Origin of the sequence: Gallibacterium trehalosifermentans, assembly GCF_042433055.1 — a bacterium.
Classification (GTDB): Bacteria; Pseudomonadota; Gammaproteobacteria; order Enterobacterales; family Pasteurellaceae; genus Gallibacterium; species Gallibacterium trehalosifermentans.
In genome coordinates this window covers 179,936-195,712 of record NZ_JBHLWB010000003.1, presented here as the reverse complement: position 1 = coordinate 195,712, position 15,777 = coordinate 179,936, and the positions used below count along the sequence as shown (strand labels likewise).

The window sequence follows — 15,777 nt, the reverse complement described above, 5'->3', positions numbered from 1 at the left end:
TTAAATTAAGGTTGTAGCCAATGGAACGGTTCTAAAATAATTGCAGGGAATAAGATAAACAGTATCAATAGTCCCAATAACATAAACATATAAGGCAAAATTCCTCTTGCAGCTTGATCAAATGGTAATTTAGACACCCCAGTAATCACATTTAATACATTTCCAATCGGTGGCGTAATTAAACCGATAGAAGTATTGAGGATAAATAACACGCCAAAATACACAGGATCAATCCCAGCCTCTTCAACCAAAGGCATCAATACAGGTGTGAGGATCAAAACTGTTGGGGTTAAATCCATCACCATACCAATGACAAATACTGCGATCATAATAACGAATAGCAATAATGTCGGTGAGTCTAATAAAGGTTCTAATAACTCCGTAATTTGTTGAGGTAATTCAGCAATCGTAATTAACCACCCTGATACTTGTGCTGCGGCAACTAATAACATAACAACAGCTGTTGTCTTCGCTGAGGCAACTAAAACTTTATAAAGTCGATTAATTTTTAACTCACGGTAGATAAATAAAGAAACAAAGAGTGCATAGAATGCTGCAACAGCACCTGCCTCTGTTGGCGTAAAGATTCCCAAACGGAAACCACCAATAATGATCACTGGTAACAATAATGCCCAAATACTATTTTTAAAGGAGATACAAAGATCTTGTTTCGACGCTTTTGAAAATGTCATCAAATTAAGACGTTTTGCTTGCCAAGCCCAAAGTGCCGCTAAACATAGCCCCATCAAGATACCTGGAAAAATCCCTGCTAAAAATAATTTAGTAATAGATACGCCACTACTCACGCCAAAGATAATAAAAGGAATAGAGGGTGGAATAATCGGTGCAATAATACCTGCGGCACCAATCAATCCAGCAGAACGGTTAATCGGATAGCCTGTTGTTTTCATCATTGGAATCAACATTGCGGCAACAGCAGCCGTATCCGCTACGGCTGAGCCTGATAGACTTGCCATAATCATCGCAGCAATAATAGCAACAAAGCCTAATCCCCCTTTTTTATGCCCAACTAATTTCATCGGCAAATCAATAATCCGTTTAGATAAGCCCCCTTCATTCATTATTTCTCCCGCTAATACAAAGAAAGGTATCGCCAAAAGAGAGAAACTGTCTGCACCACTCACTAAATTTGATGCCAAAATTTGCGGATCAAACACATCTAAATGAAACATTAACGCGATTGAACAAACGATTAATGAAAAGGCAACAGGAATACCAAGGAAGATACTGCCTAATAATACGGAGAGAAAAATTAAAATCGTCATACCTTTTCTCCTTTAACGAGTAATGCTGCCGTGATAATAATGCGTAAACTAATCAAAATAGCAATAAATCCACTCATAATCACACTGGCTAAGAAGCTGATCCCTGTTGGAATCTCTGAAATTGGCGAATAATTATGCCAATTTATCACCATTTGCTGATAACTCCCGACAAAAATAAGATAACAGCAAACTAACATAATACTATTTGTTACCAATGTAAGAATTTGTTGCCCTTTTAATGATAATTTATCTGCTAATACCGCAACATTAACGTGCGCATTCTCCATAAAGGCTAAAATTGCCCCTAAAAAAATTACCCAAATAAAAAGAAAACGTGATAGTTCTTCAGTCATAGTAAAACTAGTATTAAAACCATAACGAAGCACAACATTCAAAAAAACTAAACAGGACATCACTGCCAGCATGACTGCTGCACCTATCTCAAGCAGTTTTTTAATAAAATAATTAACCTGATTCATAGCGATTCCTTACTTTAAGAGATCTATTGCAACTTTTACGACAATCTTTCTTATCGGTGAAGCTTCTTGATAAATACAGGCTGGTCTATGAATATCTTGAGGAAAGAAAACCGCAAAACTCCCAGGATTCATCACTAACATCGTTTCTTCACTCACAGATTGATAGAACAAAATATCTCGATCTGGATCATAAGGTTTTGCAATTTCACTCGGAGGTGGGTTAACCGAGACACCAATTAACTCGTTTCCACGATGCAAATACTGCACATCTAAATAGCGTCTATGCGCTTCTGGCAAGATAGATTCTTTTTCTTGGGTAACTAAATCCAATACTTGGGCAAAAATATTTTCCCCATCTATTGAATATCGCCCTGCTGGTAAAGTATCAAAATCTGTTTGCTGTAGAAACGTCAATGCTTTCTGAATAGCGACGGGATAATGCTTTAATTCCACTTGCTTAATATGCCCAAAAAACATTTGCACCTCCTCGTAAATTAGCAATTTATAACGTTATAGTGATTTCAGTTTTTGCCAAACAGTATCATCTACAGGAATACCGTTTGCTTTGTTATCCGCTAATAATGTTGTAAATTCATGTCCTGGTAATCTTACCTCAACATTTGGATCGGCTCGCTCTGCGGTCTTCACATATTCAATGATGCGATTAAGTTTTTCATCTTTGGTTTTACCATCAATTAATCTATCTACTTCAATCGCAATGAATACTTGAGATACGCAATATTCATCATCTTTTTCTTCGGTAACCTCTGCCACAGAGAGACCATTAGATAACAAGGTTGCAATCATATCTAATACAATCGATAAACCAGAACCTTTCCAGAATCCCATTGGCAATAAGCGACGATTACGTTCAACTGTTGCAGGATCGCGAGTTAAATTCCCCTCATCATCAAAACCTGCATCGACAAAGGTTTGGCGACCCGCTAAACGATTTACTTCCAACATACCATATGAATACATTGAACAAGACATATCAACCATAGTGATTGGATTACTTGGAATCGCAATAATTAGAGGATTGGTTCCAATACGGCACTCTTTTGCGCCCCAAGGTGGCATTACCGCGATTGAGTTAGTCCAACAGATACCGATATAGCCTTTTTCCGCCGCTTGCCAGCCATAACCACCACCACGCATCCAATGGTTAGCATTTTTTAAAGCAACCACACCAATACCAAACTCATCAGCGATCTCCATCGCACGATCCATCATTTTTTTCGCCGTTAAGTTACCAATCGCTTGATGTGCGTCCCACTGTTCAATAGCACCAAGAGATAAAACTTTTGTTGGCTCTGCTTCAGGATTAATATCCCCCTTTTCTAATTGTTGAATAAAACGAGGAAAACGATTTACCCCGTGAGAATATACCCCTGCTTGCGTGGTATCAGCAAACATAGTAGCACAGGCCTCAGCAGTTTCTTCTCTTACACCTCTAGCTAATAAAACACGTTTAAATTCTGCTTTTAACTCTTGATAACTGACTCTCATAACTTAACTCCATATTTCATATTGTGAAATGATGTTTCGCATAATAAACTTACCGATAAATTAGTCAATTATTCAACAATTATCTATTTTAGATTTGTGATCTATCTCTCATTAATTGCTAAAGTTTTAAGATAAAAATTACCAAAAGGCATAGTAATATAATTTGCTAAACAAATTTATGCGCATAAACAACATTTTGGATATTTAGTAGGATACTTAAATATGAATGAAAAAATTACAGGTAGTCAGAGTTTAGTTAGAGGATTACATCTACTTGATATTCTTAGTAATTACCCGAATGGCTGCCCTTTGGCAAGTATCGCGGAAATTGCCCAACTGAATAAAAGTACAACCCATCGTTTGCTGCAAAGTTTACAATCTGCAGGCTTTGTGAAACCTGCGCTTGCTGCTGGTAGTTACCGCCTATCCACTAAATGCCTCGCATTAGGACAAAAAGTGCTATCCTCAATGAATATCATCAATATTGCCGCCCCTTATTTAGAAAAATTAAATTTAACATTAGGTGAAACTGTCAATTTTTCATATAGAGAAAGTGATCAAGTGATTCTAATTTATAAACTTGAACCCACTACAGGCATGATCAGAACGCGCTCCCATATAGGGCAATATATGCAACTTTACTGTTCTGCAATGGGCAAATTATTCCTTGCTTATGATGATTCCATTAAGCTTACCGACTATTGGGAACGCAGTCAGAAATTTATTGAACAATTAACCTATAACACGATTACAAACTTATCTGTTATGCAACAAGAACTAACAATTATTAAACAAAACCGCTTTTCAATGGATCGAGAAGAAAACGAACTTGGCATCTCTTGTATCGCCGTACCAGTTTTTAATCTACACAACAAAATCCAATATGCTATTTCTGTTTCACTTTCTACGATTAAATTAGGTCAATTAGGGCATACACATATTTTAAACGCCTTACAGGAAGCCGCCCAAGGCATATCCGAGGAACTTGGTTGGTCAGATCCCACCTCCGTAGATAAGTAGCTTTTTCTCTTCCCTAGACCTAAATAGCACTTATTCTATTAACTAAGTGCTTATTTCTATTTAGATTTTCTAAAAAGCCACATCTACATTTCTTAATTATTACCACATATCTATTTTTATAAGTAGTTACTATTCATAACAATAAATATTTTTTGAACTTCATCACAAATTTCACTTTTTTAAATTTCAAAAAACAAAATAAAATTTCATAATAAGAAATGATTATAAATTGAACACCCGAAGAAGGATAGACTTATGCAATACAATGTCAATATGTCATCTGATTTAGGTATGCCTATACTCAGTATGCAGCATATCGTTAAACGTTTCGGTGGGAATATTGCAGTCAACGATGTAAGTTTGAATATCCATGCTGGAGAAATTGTAGCCTTATTAGGAGAAAACGGTGCGGGAAAATCAACATTAATTAAGATTCTTGCAGGCATTTATCCTTATGATAGTGGCGAAATTTTCTTTGAAAATAAAGCTATTACGTCTGCCCTTTCTCTCAAAACTACTTACGAACAACCTATTGCATTTATCCATCAAGATTTAGGCTTAATTGAGTGGATGACTGTGGCAGAAAATATGGCGTTTGTGATGGGGTTTCCCCGTTATCCTCACCCTAAATTTGGCGTAGTAAATTGGCGAAAAGTACGCTATCAAGCACAACAAGCGTTATCCTCTGTGGGTATCGATTTAGATCCAGATACCCGTGTATTTGACCTTTCTCGTACCGAAAAAGCCTTACTAGCTATAGCGAGAGCCATTGCGGTTAATGCAAAAATACTCATTCTTGATGAACCCACTGCATCACTGCCTGCCAGTGATGTCAAACACTTGTTTACTGTTTTAAATCACCTCCGCCAGCAAGGGGTAGGCATGATTTATGTTACCCATCGACTTGATGAAGTCATTGAAATTTCGGATAGAATCTACGTTATGCGTGATGGTATTCCTGTTGCTGAAGGCAAAACCACTGATTACGATGTAAAACAATTAGTTGAGGTCATTGTTGGAGAGGAAACCCGAGAATTGCAACGTTATCCTTTACCGCAACATAATGATGTCGTTCTCAATCTAAATAATGTGTCTGTTGGCGATACTGGACCAGTTTCCTTTTCTTTGAGAAAAGGGGAAATGATTGCACTTGCAGGATTACGTGGTGCAGGACAAGAAGAAATTGGTCGGTTACTCTTTGGTTTACGCCATCTCGATCAAGGAGAAATTACATTATTAGGACAACGCTACTCCCCATTATCCCCTAAAGATGCCATTCAACAAGGCATTTCTTTAGTGGCTGGAGATAGAACAAATGAAAGCCTAGTGATGTCTATGACCACAACCGAAAACTTATTTTTAAATCCAATTATAAAGCAAGGTTCTGCATGGCATTGGTATAACAAAGTTGCAGAACTCAAGGAGAGTTGGTTTAAATTTCAATTATTTGATATTCGCCCTAAAAATATGTTTATTGAGGTCAGTGCGCTTTCTGGCGGAAATCAACAAAAGATTGTCATGGCTCGCTGGTTACACCTCAATACGCCTGTCATTATTCTTGAAGATCCAACTGCAGGGGTTGATGTCGGTGCGAGAGCAGAGATCTATGATGTTTTGAATAAAACCTTAGAACAAGGCATTTCTATTATTGTTATTTCTACTGATTTTGAAGAAATCGCTCATCTTTGTAATCGCGCATTAGTCTTTAACCGCGGCAGTGTGGTTGGTGAATTATTGAATGATGAAATTACATTTGCAAACCTATTAGCGCTTTCCTCTGCTAGTCCAACACCTGTAAATCCTAGCAATACCAATTTAAGTCATTCTAATTAAGGATCTTTTATTATGGCACAGACATCTATAAAATCGACCGCTTTAGAACAAGCCGTATCAATCCGCCATGATGGGTTTATGCCATGGCTATCACAACAAGCTACCCGTTATGGGCTGCTTTGGCTATGTGTATTACTCATTATTCTCTTTTCATTAACCACCCCAACCTTTGCATCTATGCTAACGCTAAATGCAATTTTAGAAACCAAATCCAAAATAGCTTTATTAGCCCTTGCTGCGACTATCACGATGATTGTCGGTAAAATCGATTTAAATGTCGGTTTCGGTATCGTGTTATGGCATATCCTCGCCATTACATTACAAGTGCAATTTGGCTTTTCTTGGCAAATGTCCGTTTTAATCGTTCTCGCCATAGCTGCGATATATGGTTTACTTAATGGAATTTTAGTTGCCTTAGCCGATATTGATAGCTTTGTGGCAACGCTAGGATCTGGCACAGTACTCTACGCTATCGCACTTTGGCACTCTGGTGGTCGCCAAATCGTCGGCGATCTGCCTGATGGCTTTTATGATCTAAATGGTATTGAATTATTTGGATTACCTATTTCTGCTTTGTATGTCTTAATTGTTGCTGTTGTACTATGGATCATTACTGAGCATACCGCTATCGGACGCTGTATGTATGCAGTTGGTGGTAATCCTACTGCCGCGCGGCTAAATGGTATTTCTATCAAAAAATATACAATTTGTGCCTTTATCGCTTCCAGTACCTTAACTGCCTTTACAGGTGTGCTGATTGCTGCACAACAAGGAGTTGGGCAAGCTAGCGTTGGTATGGACTATCTTCTCCCTGCTTTAGTCGGGGCTTTCTTAGGAAGTACCACTATCCGCCCAGGACGCGTTAACGTTTGGGGAACGATTGTTGGTATTGCAATTTTGGCAATCGGTATTTCAGGTATCCAACAATTTGGCGGTGCATTCTGGGTCGAGCCGCTCTTCAATGGGACAACCTTATTATTATCGATTACGATTGCTGGATATGCTCAACGTAAACGTTTAGCAAATCAAAAATTAGTGCAGAAAAAAGCTCAACCTGAACAAAACTCAACTACTCAACAAGCCAAATAACGCCATAGGAGAAATATCATATGAAAAAATTTTTACCAAAAAGTATTACTGCAAGCTTAGTCGCAGCTGGGTTATTTTTCACTAGCCAATACAGTGTTGCTGAAGATGATTTTCTTGCTCAAGCAAAAGCAACCATTGCAGCAGCAACCGCACCACAAACGACATGGGACGGTCCAACAACAGGTCCAGTACTACAACAGAATAAAACCGTAATTTTCATTGCCTCTGATATGAAGAATGGAGGGGTTTTAGGCGTATTAGATGGTATGAAAGAAGCAGCGGAAGTTGCTGGTTGGAAATTAGACGTACTAGATGGTGCAGGATCAGTAAATAACCAATTAGCCTCACTTAATCAGGCGATTGCGAAGAAACCTGACGCGATTGTCATTGGAGGTTGGAATCCAAATGTTGCGCGTAATCCATTGAAAAAAGCGTCTCAGCAAGGTATCACCTTAGTGGCTTGGCACGCTACGCCTCAACCAGGTGAAATTGACAAATATAATATTTTCTACAATGTTACTTCTGATTCAGACCAAATTGCGAAGTTATCTGCCTTATTAGCGATTGCCCAATCTAATGGGAAAGCAAAAGTAGTCATTCTAACGGACTCTTTATATGAAATTGCCTTACGCAAAGCTAATGTGATGAAAGAAACCATTGAGGAATGCAAAACTTGTCAAGTGTTAGAATTTATTGATACACCATTAGCGGACACGTCCAGTCGTATGCCTAGCCTGACATTCAGTACATTGCAAAAATATAAAGATGATTTCCAATATACCCTCGCAATAAATGATCTTTATTTTGATTTTATGGCCCCTTCTTTGCGTACTGCTGGGATAAAAGGTGAAGCGTATCCACATAATATTTCTGCTGGTGATGGATCAGTAACCGCTTATCAACGAATTCGTAATGGTGAGTACCAAATTGCGACTGTACCAGAACCATTAAATCTCCACGGCTGGCAATTAGTTGATGAATTAAATCGTGCATTTGCTGGACAAAAACCATCGGGTTATGTAACCCCTGTTCATCTCGTTACCAAAGAAAATATTTCTTATGACGGTGGGGATAAAAATATGTATGACCCACAAAATGGCTATAAAGAAGCCTACAAAGCAATTTGGGGTGTGAAATAATGTAATCATTAAAGGGTTGCCTATGTAACCCTTTTCTCATATGGAAAGATAAACAATGCGTATTGAACTTTATCATTCTGCCTACAAACATTTATTTCCTGATAATGTTGTGATAGAAGAATTATTCAATCAAGCCATTTGGGCAGAAGGTCCTGTCTGGATACCGAAAGAAAATGCCGTTATCTTTAGTGATGTGAAAGGTAATTGTATGTATAAATGGCAAGAAAATCTGGGGACATCTTTATTCCGTTCACCCTCAGATTTTGCTAATGGTAATGCTATCTTACCTGATGGTTCATTAGTTACCTGTCAACATGGCAGCCGAGCAATTAGTCATACCGATACACAAGGGAATTTCTCTATACTCACCAATAACTTCGCAGGAAAACGCTTAAACTCGCCTAACGATGTTGTTGTAAAATCTGATGGTACGATTTGGTTTACTGACCCACCTTATGGCATTTTAAGCAACCACGAAGGCTATCAAGCGCCAAGCGAAATTATTGGTTGCTATGTTTATTGCTATGTTCCACAAGATAACACCACCTATCTTGCCACTTTTAACACCATGCGTCCAAATGGACTGTTTTTCTCACCTGACGAAAAAACACTTTATGTAGCAGATATGTCTAGTGTTGAATTTTCTCAACAAGGGCTACATCACTTAGTTGCCTTTGATGTCGTTGGACATACCCTAGAAAATCGCCGCACAATATGTGAAATTTCGCCAGGTATCCCTGATGGTTTCTGTGTTGATAAGCAAGGGCTAATCTATTGTAGTTGTGATAACGGCGTTCTCGTTATTACACCGCAGGGAGAATATATTGCCAAAATTTATCTTGGCAAAACGGTTTCTAATTGTACTTTAGGGGGGCAAAAACAGAACCAGTTATATATCACTGCGACCAATAGTTTATATCGTATCACGCTGAACACAGCAGGCTTCCAATATAATAATTGCCATCACTCACAATAAAATTTATTCGCCCAAAGCCCTATATTCTCCATAGGGCTTCTCTTTTCCTATTTTGTATCGAGGCAGTTAAGTAATAATGTAAACCAACGGGCAAACTGTGTCTTAATCGCTGCATAATCTAATGTAGGTGTTTGGACTAACAAGCGTTGCCAATATGGATATTTTTTATTGTATTGATCCACTTTATTTAATTCATCTATTAAGGTGTCAACCTGTTCAGGTTCCCCGCTAAATAATTTTTGTAATGTTACTAAATCATGGGTTGGCACTAAACAAATTTGTTGTTGCGCAGCAAGATAGTCTTGGATATAAATCTGTAATTGTTCTAATGCCACTTCAGCAGATAATGGCGTTAATGTTAAGGAACACACCGCTCCCTTATCTAAACCAAAATAGAGAGTGGGTTGTTCAATGCCCTCAATAGATAAGAGTAAATGATAAATCCAAACTCGAATCTGTTCTTTTGCTCGGATTTTTCCAGCACGCCAATCAACAAATTGCTGTTGATACAATGAATCAATCTGTCCTTGTAAGATTACCTCTTGTTGTCCAACCGTAAAAGTGTGTTCAATATGCAGTGAAGTTGCTGGAGATGAGCGATATTCAGCAATAACTTGCCATAATGCCGCACAGCTCTGTTCAAGTTCTGCTTGTTGTAAAAAGGCAAATCCTGCTCGAGGTAAAATGCCTTCTCGCATGGCTTTGGCAAATACCTCTTCCCATTGGGTTGATTCTTGCTGTAACAAGCGCTCTTTTAAACGATATTGCGATAAATTATCTAAAACAAATTGTTCACTTTCTGCCAAGTTGTCATATTGCTGATTAAGATAAACGCCTAATCTTTTTTCAAAGAAATCACGTTGTGGATCAATGATAAACTGAATTAACTTCTCCAAGTCGATGGTGATTACTGATCGTTCTTCCTCAATCTGTTCTGTCAAAGCAGTAATAAATGGCGTCAGTTGTTTACTTGCTCTTTGTGCTTGCGCCACTGCCGCCCATTCTCTTGAATATGAAAAATGTGGGGCGGTAAAGTTATTTGCACTAAAAATAGTCGCTGGATAAGTAAATTTCAGTTGATCCAGCGCGTCAGGCTGCGCCAAATGATGTTGTAAATAATCTAATAGTTGCCCTACCAATACCGATGGTTCATAAGCTGTATTGTCTATTATAGAATAACCCACATAGCTGATATAAAGTTTCTCTCTTGCTGATAACAAAGCTTCAAGAAAGAGATAACTATCATCTTCCCGCCGAACACGATCGCCTTTTTGTGGTTGATATTGCATCACATCAAAACTGTTACTTGATAACTGGCGAGGAAAATCCCCCTCATTCATGCCCAACAAACAAATGACTTTAAACGGAATTGCTCGCATTGGTAATAATGTACAAAAATTGAGTTGCCCCATCAAAAAATGCACACTATTTTCTTGTTCATTTAATTTTGTTTGCAACAATTCACTAATCACTTCCGCATCTAACAGATCTTGATAACCATTCTGTAATGCGGTATCTAGCACTTGATGAACCGTTTGTTTTAATAATGCCACAACGCCAGTTTCGCTTGTCGTAAAAAAGGTTTCAATGCAACCTATAATCTCCTCTCGCCACTGTTCAAGCGATAACTCCTGTTGTAATTGTTGATACCATGCTTGTAATGCTTCAATAAAATTTGCTAATTTCCCCGTTATTTTCGCCTGTAAACCGTTACTATAATCAAAGCCAACACTATCTTGCCATACGCCAGATTCATTAGTTAACGCATAGCCTAATAGCAAGCGCTCAATTCCATTTTGCCATGCGTTATAGTTTGTTGCTTCTTGCTCATGTTTCGTCAAACCATAGCGCACGCCTGCCTGAGTTACCCACTCGCGAATCGTATTAAGCTCTTCAAGTTCCAGTGCAAAACGTTGACGAATACATTCTACATCTAATAATGCCAACACATTTTCCACTGAAAACAATGATTCTTTTAAGGTAAAAAGCTGCAAGAATGTGGCAATCACGACATCACTTTCGGTGATTTTTCGGTCAGAAATCGCAAATGGAATATGGCGCTTATCGGTTTGGTGATATTGGGAAAAAACAGCTTGGATATAGGGTGTATAACGATCAATATCCGCCACCATCACCACAATATCCTTTGGCGTTAAATGCGGATCTTCCGCAAACATGGCTAATAAATTATCATGCAAAACTTCTACTTCGCGCATTGGGCTATGACAAGCATGAAAACTTAACGAGTTATCGCCCAGTTGATAATGTAAGGATCTGGCATCTGTATAATTTAATTCTAAAATTTCTCGTTGTAATTGTTGTAATAATCCATTGCCCTCAGGAGCAAGATAGAGTTCAACTTCTTGCGGTTCTAATTGAGTCAATGAATATAAAAAATCTCGTCCAAGTTTCCCCCAAGATGCCAATAAAGAATGTCCAACGGTCAGTGATTCATCATAGATTGTTTTTATTATCTGTTGTTTGCTATCAGTCTGTTTTAACTGCTTAATTTTTAACTTTTCCAGATAGCGATGATCTAGCAGATCTCCCCAATAATAACGACTTGGAGTATTAAAAAAGAGATGAATATCAGTATAGTCGCTTAATGCTTTCAATAACGTTAAGAACATTGGAGGAAGAGCTGAAATACCAAAAACACAAATACGTTTTGGTAAATGTTTCGGACGATAACCTTGAGAGAGTTGCTGCAAATAGGTTTGATATAAATTTGCACGGTGCCAAACCACCTCACTCTCACTACTCTGTTGAATATCTGCTACCAGTTTTTGCCATAAAATCGTCTGCCATGCAAAATCTTGCATAATAGAGGATAAAATGGGTTGATAACGTGCGGCAATTTGCTCGGCTATTTTTTGCTGTAACGATGCAGTTTCGCCTGCTTCCCATTGGTTGATCCAATCAGGTCGATATACCAAATATTGGTCAAACAGATCAGCTATTTTTTCCGCTAATTGAAACAGTTTTAATTGTGAAAAATTATCACCTAAGTAATCACGCAAACTGTTAAAGGCAGGCAAATCTAATAAAGCAGGTAGAATACGCATTAAGCGCCAGACTAACGCTTCTTTGCTAAATAAATTTTGTTCACCTACACTCGGAATACTCTCTTTATACAATGACCAAATAAAACTTGAGGGCATTGGAAAAGAAAAATTTGCCGCAATGCCAAAATGGTCAGCTAATTGGATTTGTAACCACTGCGCCATGCCAGGGCTTTGGACTAAAATAATATTGCTAGCAAAAGGATCGGATAATGGCTGTACTTCTAATAAATGAATTAATAACTGTTTTTGATATTCCAACTGATTTGCGTAATAGACCGTAAACATAATTTTTCCTACCTTTAGAGCAACACACAACATTGTAAACGAATATGAGAATGACCAAAAGCAAAGGGAGCTAACAAAGCTCCCTTATCTATTATGTTTACACTGTGATCGCTTCATGCCGATGCTGTAACCATCTCTGCAACAACAAAATTACCCCAATATAAACAAATTGCGCAATGACTGTTTCTAACGTTGCATAAAAACCTAACCACTCCACATTTGGCACCCCATCAAGAATCGTTGTTGGCAATACCTTGGTTAATTGTAAGGCATGAACACTAACACCAAGAATCTTAAAGCCTAAAACGTATAACACAACAGTTAGAATCTTAAACATGGTCGGAACAGGCAATTTCACCGAAGTTTTTAAAATAACGACGGATAAAATTGCCAAAATAACAACAGCAATCCCCACGCCTAAGGCAAAAGATTCTGTACTAATATTTGGCAAAATCCCGACATAAAATAAAATGGTTTCGGCTCCCTCACGAAAAACAGATAAGAAACTTAACGCAAATAAGGAAACAAAACTACCTGTGGTTAAAGCTTTGCTCATATGTTTTTTAATATAAGCCTGCCATGCTTTCAATGAAGATTTACTGTGTAACCACGCACCTATGGTTAAAATCATAAGTACCGCAACAATCCCCACCCCACCCTCAATAATTTCTCGATGAGTTCCTGAACTGGTTGTTGGGAATAAACGCTGTAAAGCAAAAGCGGCCACTAAACTGAGGAGTAATCCTGCTACTACGCCACCACTCACCCATTTATAACCTTGAGGACGATTCGCTACCCGCAATGCACTCACTAATGCCATCACAACCAATAATGCCTCTAGCCCCTCACGCAATAAAATCAGCATCGCATCTAATGCTGTATAGCTTGCTGCTGGATTAATCTGTGCTAATTGATCGATAATTTGCTGCAAATTAGCTTGATGCTTAACTTCTTGTCCTTTCGCTAAAATCACAGGAATTTCACTTTCAACTCGGGTATAGAGTGAACCATTTCTGGTACTCACTTCGCCCTCAATACTTGGCCAGATTTCAATAAAAGTCGTGAGTTTTGCTTGAGCAGTCGTATTATCTTGTTGTTGGAAAGCCTGTAATCCCTCTTGTAAAAGAGCTATACCATCACTTAATTGATAATTGCTCGTAACCGCTTCTGTTGTTTTTCCTGAAAGAAAATCAGTAAATTGATCAGCAATTTTTTGCGTATGTTGTTCTACACGTTGATAATCTAAGGGCTCCGTTTCAATCGCTACCCGTAGTAATGCTAGTGATGTTTCAATTTTGCCATAATAGCTCATATCCACATCACGCACTAAACGTTCATTTTTTGTCCAAACACTATTAAATAAACGATATTGCTGTTTTAAAATTACAACATCAGGTTGTGCTTTATTTTCAGCAACGACTGTTTGCCAATGCGTGAATGCTGGCACAATGCGCTTTTTAAAACGTTGTTTTTGCTCGTTCACATCTAATGGGTGTTGCTCCTTATCAAACGCCAACATCGCCGAAGACAGCGCATTAAACTGTTCTATTTTTGTCGTTTCCAATGCATCAGTGAGTTTTTCTAGAACAACTCGTCCTGCTGGTGAGGTATGTTCAGGAATAGCCAAAAATTGCTGCTTAATTTGCTCAATATCTTGTTTCGCTTGTTCAGGATTACTCTCTTTCACGGCACTCATCGCATCAGAAAGCTGAATAAATAGTGGACTTAAATTAAATTTAGTATCTGCCATTGCCGTCATAGCAAATAGCAGAAAACAGCAGATTAATCCTTGTAATCCTAGTTTATAAGCCGAGAAAAGCCGCTTTCTCATCTTATGCTCCTAATAATGCTTGACCAATAAATTCTCCCTCTTTCACCCCTGAGAAGCAGGCAAATAATCCACTGCCAATATGGGTAATATATTCATTTAAACGATCTACATTGCCTAACGCATTTTGAATCGTAATAAATTGTTCTGGATCTTTTTGGTAACAAATAAACAGTAAGCCACTATCAAATTGTCCTGTGCGAGGATTGATACCATCGGAATAAGAATATGCACGACGCAACATCTGTTTGCCTGTTTTATGTGCTAATGCCGAATGTGAATCTTCTGGAATCATTGGTTTGCCATGATGATTTTTCTTCGCTAAATCTAATGGGGCAAATTCCTCTTTTTCACCAATCGGTGCACCTGTATCTCGATGACGCCCAAATGTACGCTCTTGTTCTTTATAACTGGTGCGATCCCAAGTTTCTAAGTGCATCACGATTTTACGCACAATCAAATAACTCCCCCCTTTCAACCACGCTGGTTGATCGATCCAAACATGCTGTGCCGTATCTGTTAGCGTATTTGCATTAGCTGTCCCATCTTTGAAACCGAATAGATTTCTTGGCGTATCTGTTGATTTATCCGCAGAAATAAAACCTGATTGGCTCCATTTCATCGAGATATTGGAACGTGCTACCCGCACTAATTGACGCACCGCATGAAACGCAACTTGTGCATCATTGGCACACGCTTGAATACAAATATCACCACCCGTAAATTCTGCTTTTAATTGATCACGTGGGAATAATGGTAAGTCGGTAAATTCTTTTGGCGCTTTATCTTGTAATCCTAATTTTTGTAAGAATGTTGGCGAAATACCAAACGTTAAGGTTAAACCATATGCGGATAAATCATCTGCTTCACCTGTATCGGTTGGTGGAACAAAATGATTTTTAGCATAATCTTGAACATTTTTACCTTGTGTCAAACGGGCTGCATAGGTTGTCCACGTTTTAAACATTTCTCGAATTTCAGTTAAATTATGCGTTGCTAAATCTAAAACTAAGAAATACACATAGGTCTGTTGCGGGGTAAGAATACCTTGTTGATGTTCACCATAAAATGGATATTGCACATCAGATAGACAATGCTTCTCTCCTACTTTATTTACTTCTGCTGTTGCTTGTGCTGTTAGGCTTAATCCTGCAACTCCACTCCCAATCATTACTCCTGATTTTTTTAAAAATTGACGTCGTGCATTATTCATCGTATTACCCCTAAATATTTTTATTTTTCATTTATCCCAAAAAGGAAAAACCACT

General features: G+C 38.2%; 12 protein-coding genes. 5 read left to right on the top strand and 7 right to left on the bottom strand.

Annotation, left to right across the window (positions count from 1 at the left end):
• Positions 1-5 precede the first annotated feature (5 nt).
• The 4 genes from ACFFHK_RS04260 to yiaK are packed head-to-tail and all read right to left on the bottom strand — an operon-like array spanning position 6 to position 3,274.
• On the bottom strand, positions 6-1,286 hold the full coding sequence (locus tag ACFFHK_RS04260) for a TRAP transporter large permease subunit (protein WP_382369858.1): 1,281 nt from the start codon (positions 1,284-1,286) through the stop codon (positions 6-8).
• A complete protein-coding gene (locus ACFFHK_RS04255) occupies positions 1,283-1,765 on the bottom strand; it encodes a TRAP transporter small permease subunit (protein ID WP_382369855.1) in 483 nt (160 codons plus the stop codon). Before ACFFHK_RS04255 ends, ACFFHK_RS04260 begins: the two co-directional genes overlap by 4 nt.
• Positions 1,766-1,774: 9 nt before the next feature.
• Positions 1,775-2,242, bottom strand: a complete 468-nt coding sequence (locus ACFFHK_RS04250) for a NanQ anomerase/TabA/YiaL family protein (RefSeq protein ID WP_382369852.1) — start codon at positions 2,240-2,242, stop codon at positions 1,775-1,777.
• 33 nt (positions 2,243-2,275) lie between these two features.
• Complete coding sequence (gene yiaK / locus ACFFHK_RS04245) at positions 2,276-3,274, bottom strand: 3-dehydro-L-gulonate 2-dehydrogenase (RefSeq protein WP_382369849.1); 999 nt, start codon at positions 3,272-3,274, stop codon at positions 2,276-2,278.
• Positions 3,275-3,496: 222 nt separating this feature from the next.
• Between yiaK and ACFFHK_RS04240 the strand changes: the two genes are divergently transcribed.
• From ACFFHK_RS04240 to ACFFHK_RS04220, 5 genes are all read left to right on the top strand, one after another.
• The gene (locus ACFFHK_RS04240) at positions 3,497-4,294 is read left to right on the top strand and encodes an IclR family transcriptional regulator (RefSeq protein ID WP_382369846.1); all 798 of its coding nucleotides are present in this window, start codon (positions 3,497-3,499) and stop codon (positions 4,292-4,294) included.
• Between the two features lie 306 nt (positions 4,295-4,600).
• Positions 4,601-6,127 (top strand): sugar ABC transporter ATP-binding protein, encoded by a 1,527-nt coding sequence (locus tag ACFFHK_RS04235; RefSeq protein WP_382369953.1) that lies wholly within the window; start codon positions 4,601-4,603, stop codon positions 6,125-6,127.
• A gap of 12 nt (positions 6,128-6,139) precedes the next feature.
• Entirely contained in the window at positions 6,140-7,216 is a 1,077-nt protein-coding gene (locus ACFFHK_RS04230) for an ABC transporter permease (RefSeq protein WP_382369843.1), read from the top strand.
• A 20-nt stretch (positions 7,217-7,236) separates the two neighbouring features.
• Complete coding sequence (locus ACFFHK_RS04225; RefSeq protein WP_382369840.1) at positions 7,237-8,355, top strand: ABC transporter substrate-binding protein; 1,119 nt, start codon at positions 7,237-7,239, stop codon at positions 8,353-8,355.
• 55 nt (positions 8,356-8,410) lie between these two features.
• Positions 8,411-9,331, top strand: coding sequence for an SMP-30/gluconolactonase/LRE family protein (locus ACFFHK_RS04220; RefSeq protein WP_382369837.1), 921 nt, complete (start codon positions 8,411-8,413; stop codon positions 9,329-9,331).
• A 47-nt stretch (positions 9,332-9,378) separates the two neighbouring features.
• Here the strand turns inward: ACFFHK_RS04220 and recC are convergent, their stop codons facing one another.
• The 3 genes from recC to efeB form a co-directional block, all read right to left on the bottom strand.
• On the bottom strand, positions 9,379-12,681 hold the full coding sequence (recC, locus tag ACFFHK_RS04215; RefSeq protein ID WP_382369834.1) for an exodeoxyribonuclease V subunit gamma: 3,303 nt from the start codon (positions 12,679-12,681) through the stop codon (positions 9,379-9,381).
• A gap of 97 nt (positions 12,682-12,778) precedes the next feature.
• A complete protein-coding gene (locus ACFFHK_RS04210; RefSeq protein WP_382369831.1) occupies positions 12,779-14,512 on the bottom strand; it encodes an FTR1 family iron permease in 1,734 nt (577 codons plus the stop codon).
• 1 nt (position 14,513) lies between these two features.
• A complete protein-coding gene (gene efeB, locus ACFFHK_RS04205) occupies positions 14,514-15,722 on the bottom strand; it encodes an iron uptake transporter deferrochelatase/peroxidase subunit (protein ID WP_382369828.1) in 1,209 nt (402 codons plus the stop codon).
• Positions 15,723-15,777: the final 55 nt, after the last annotated feature.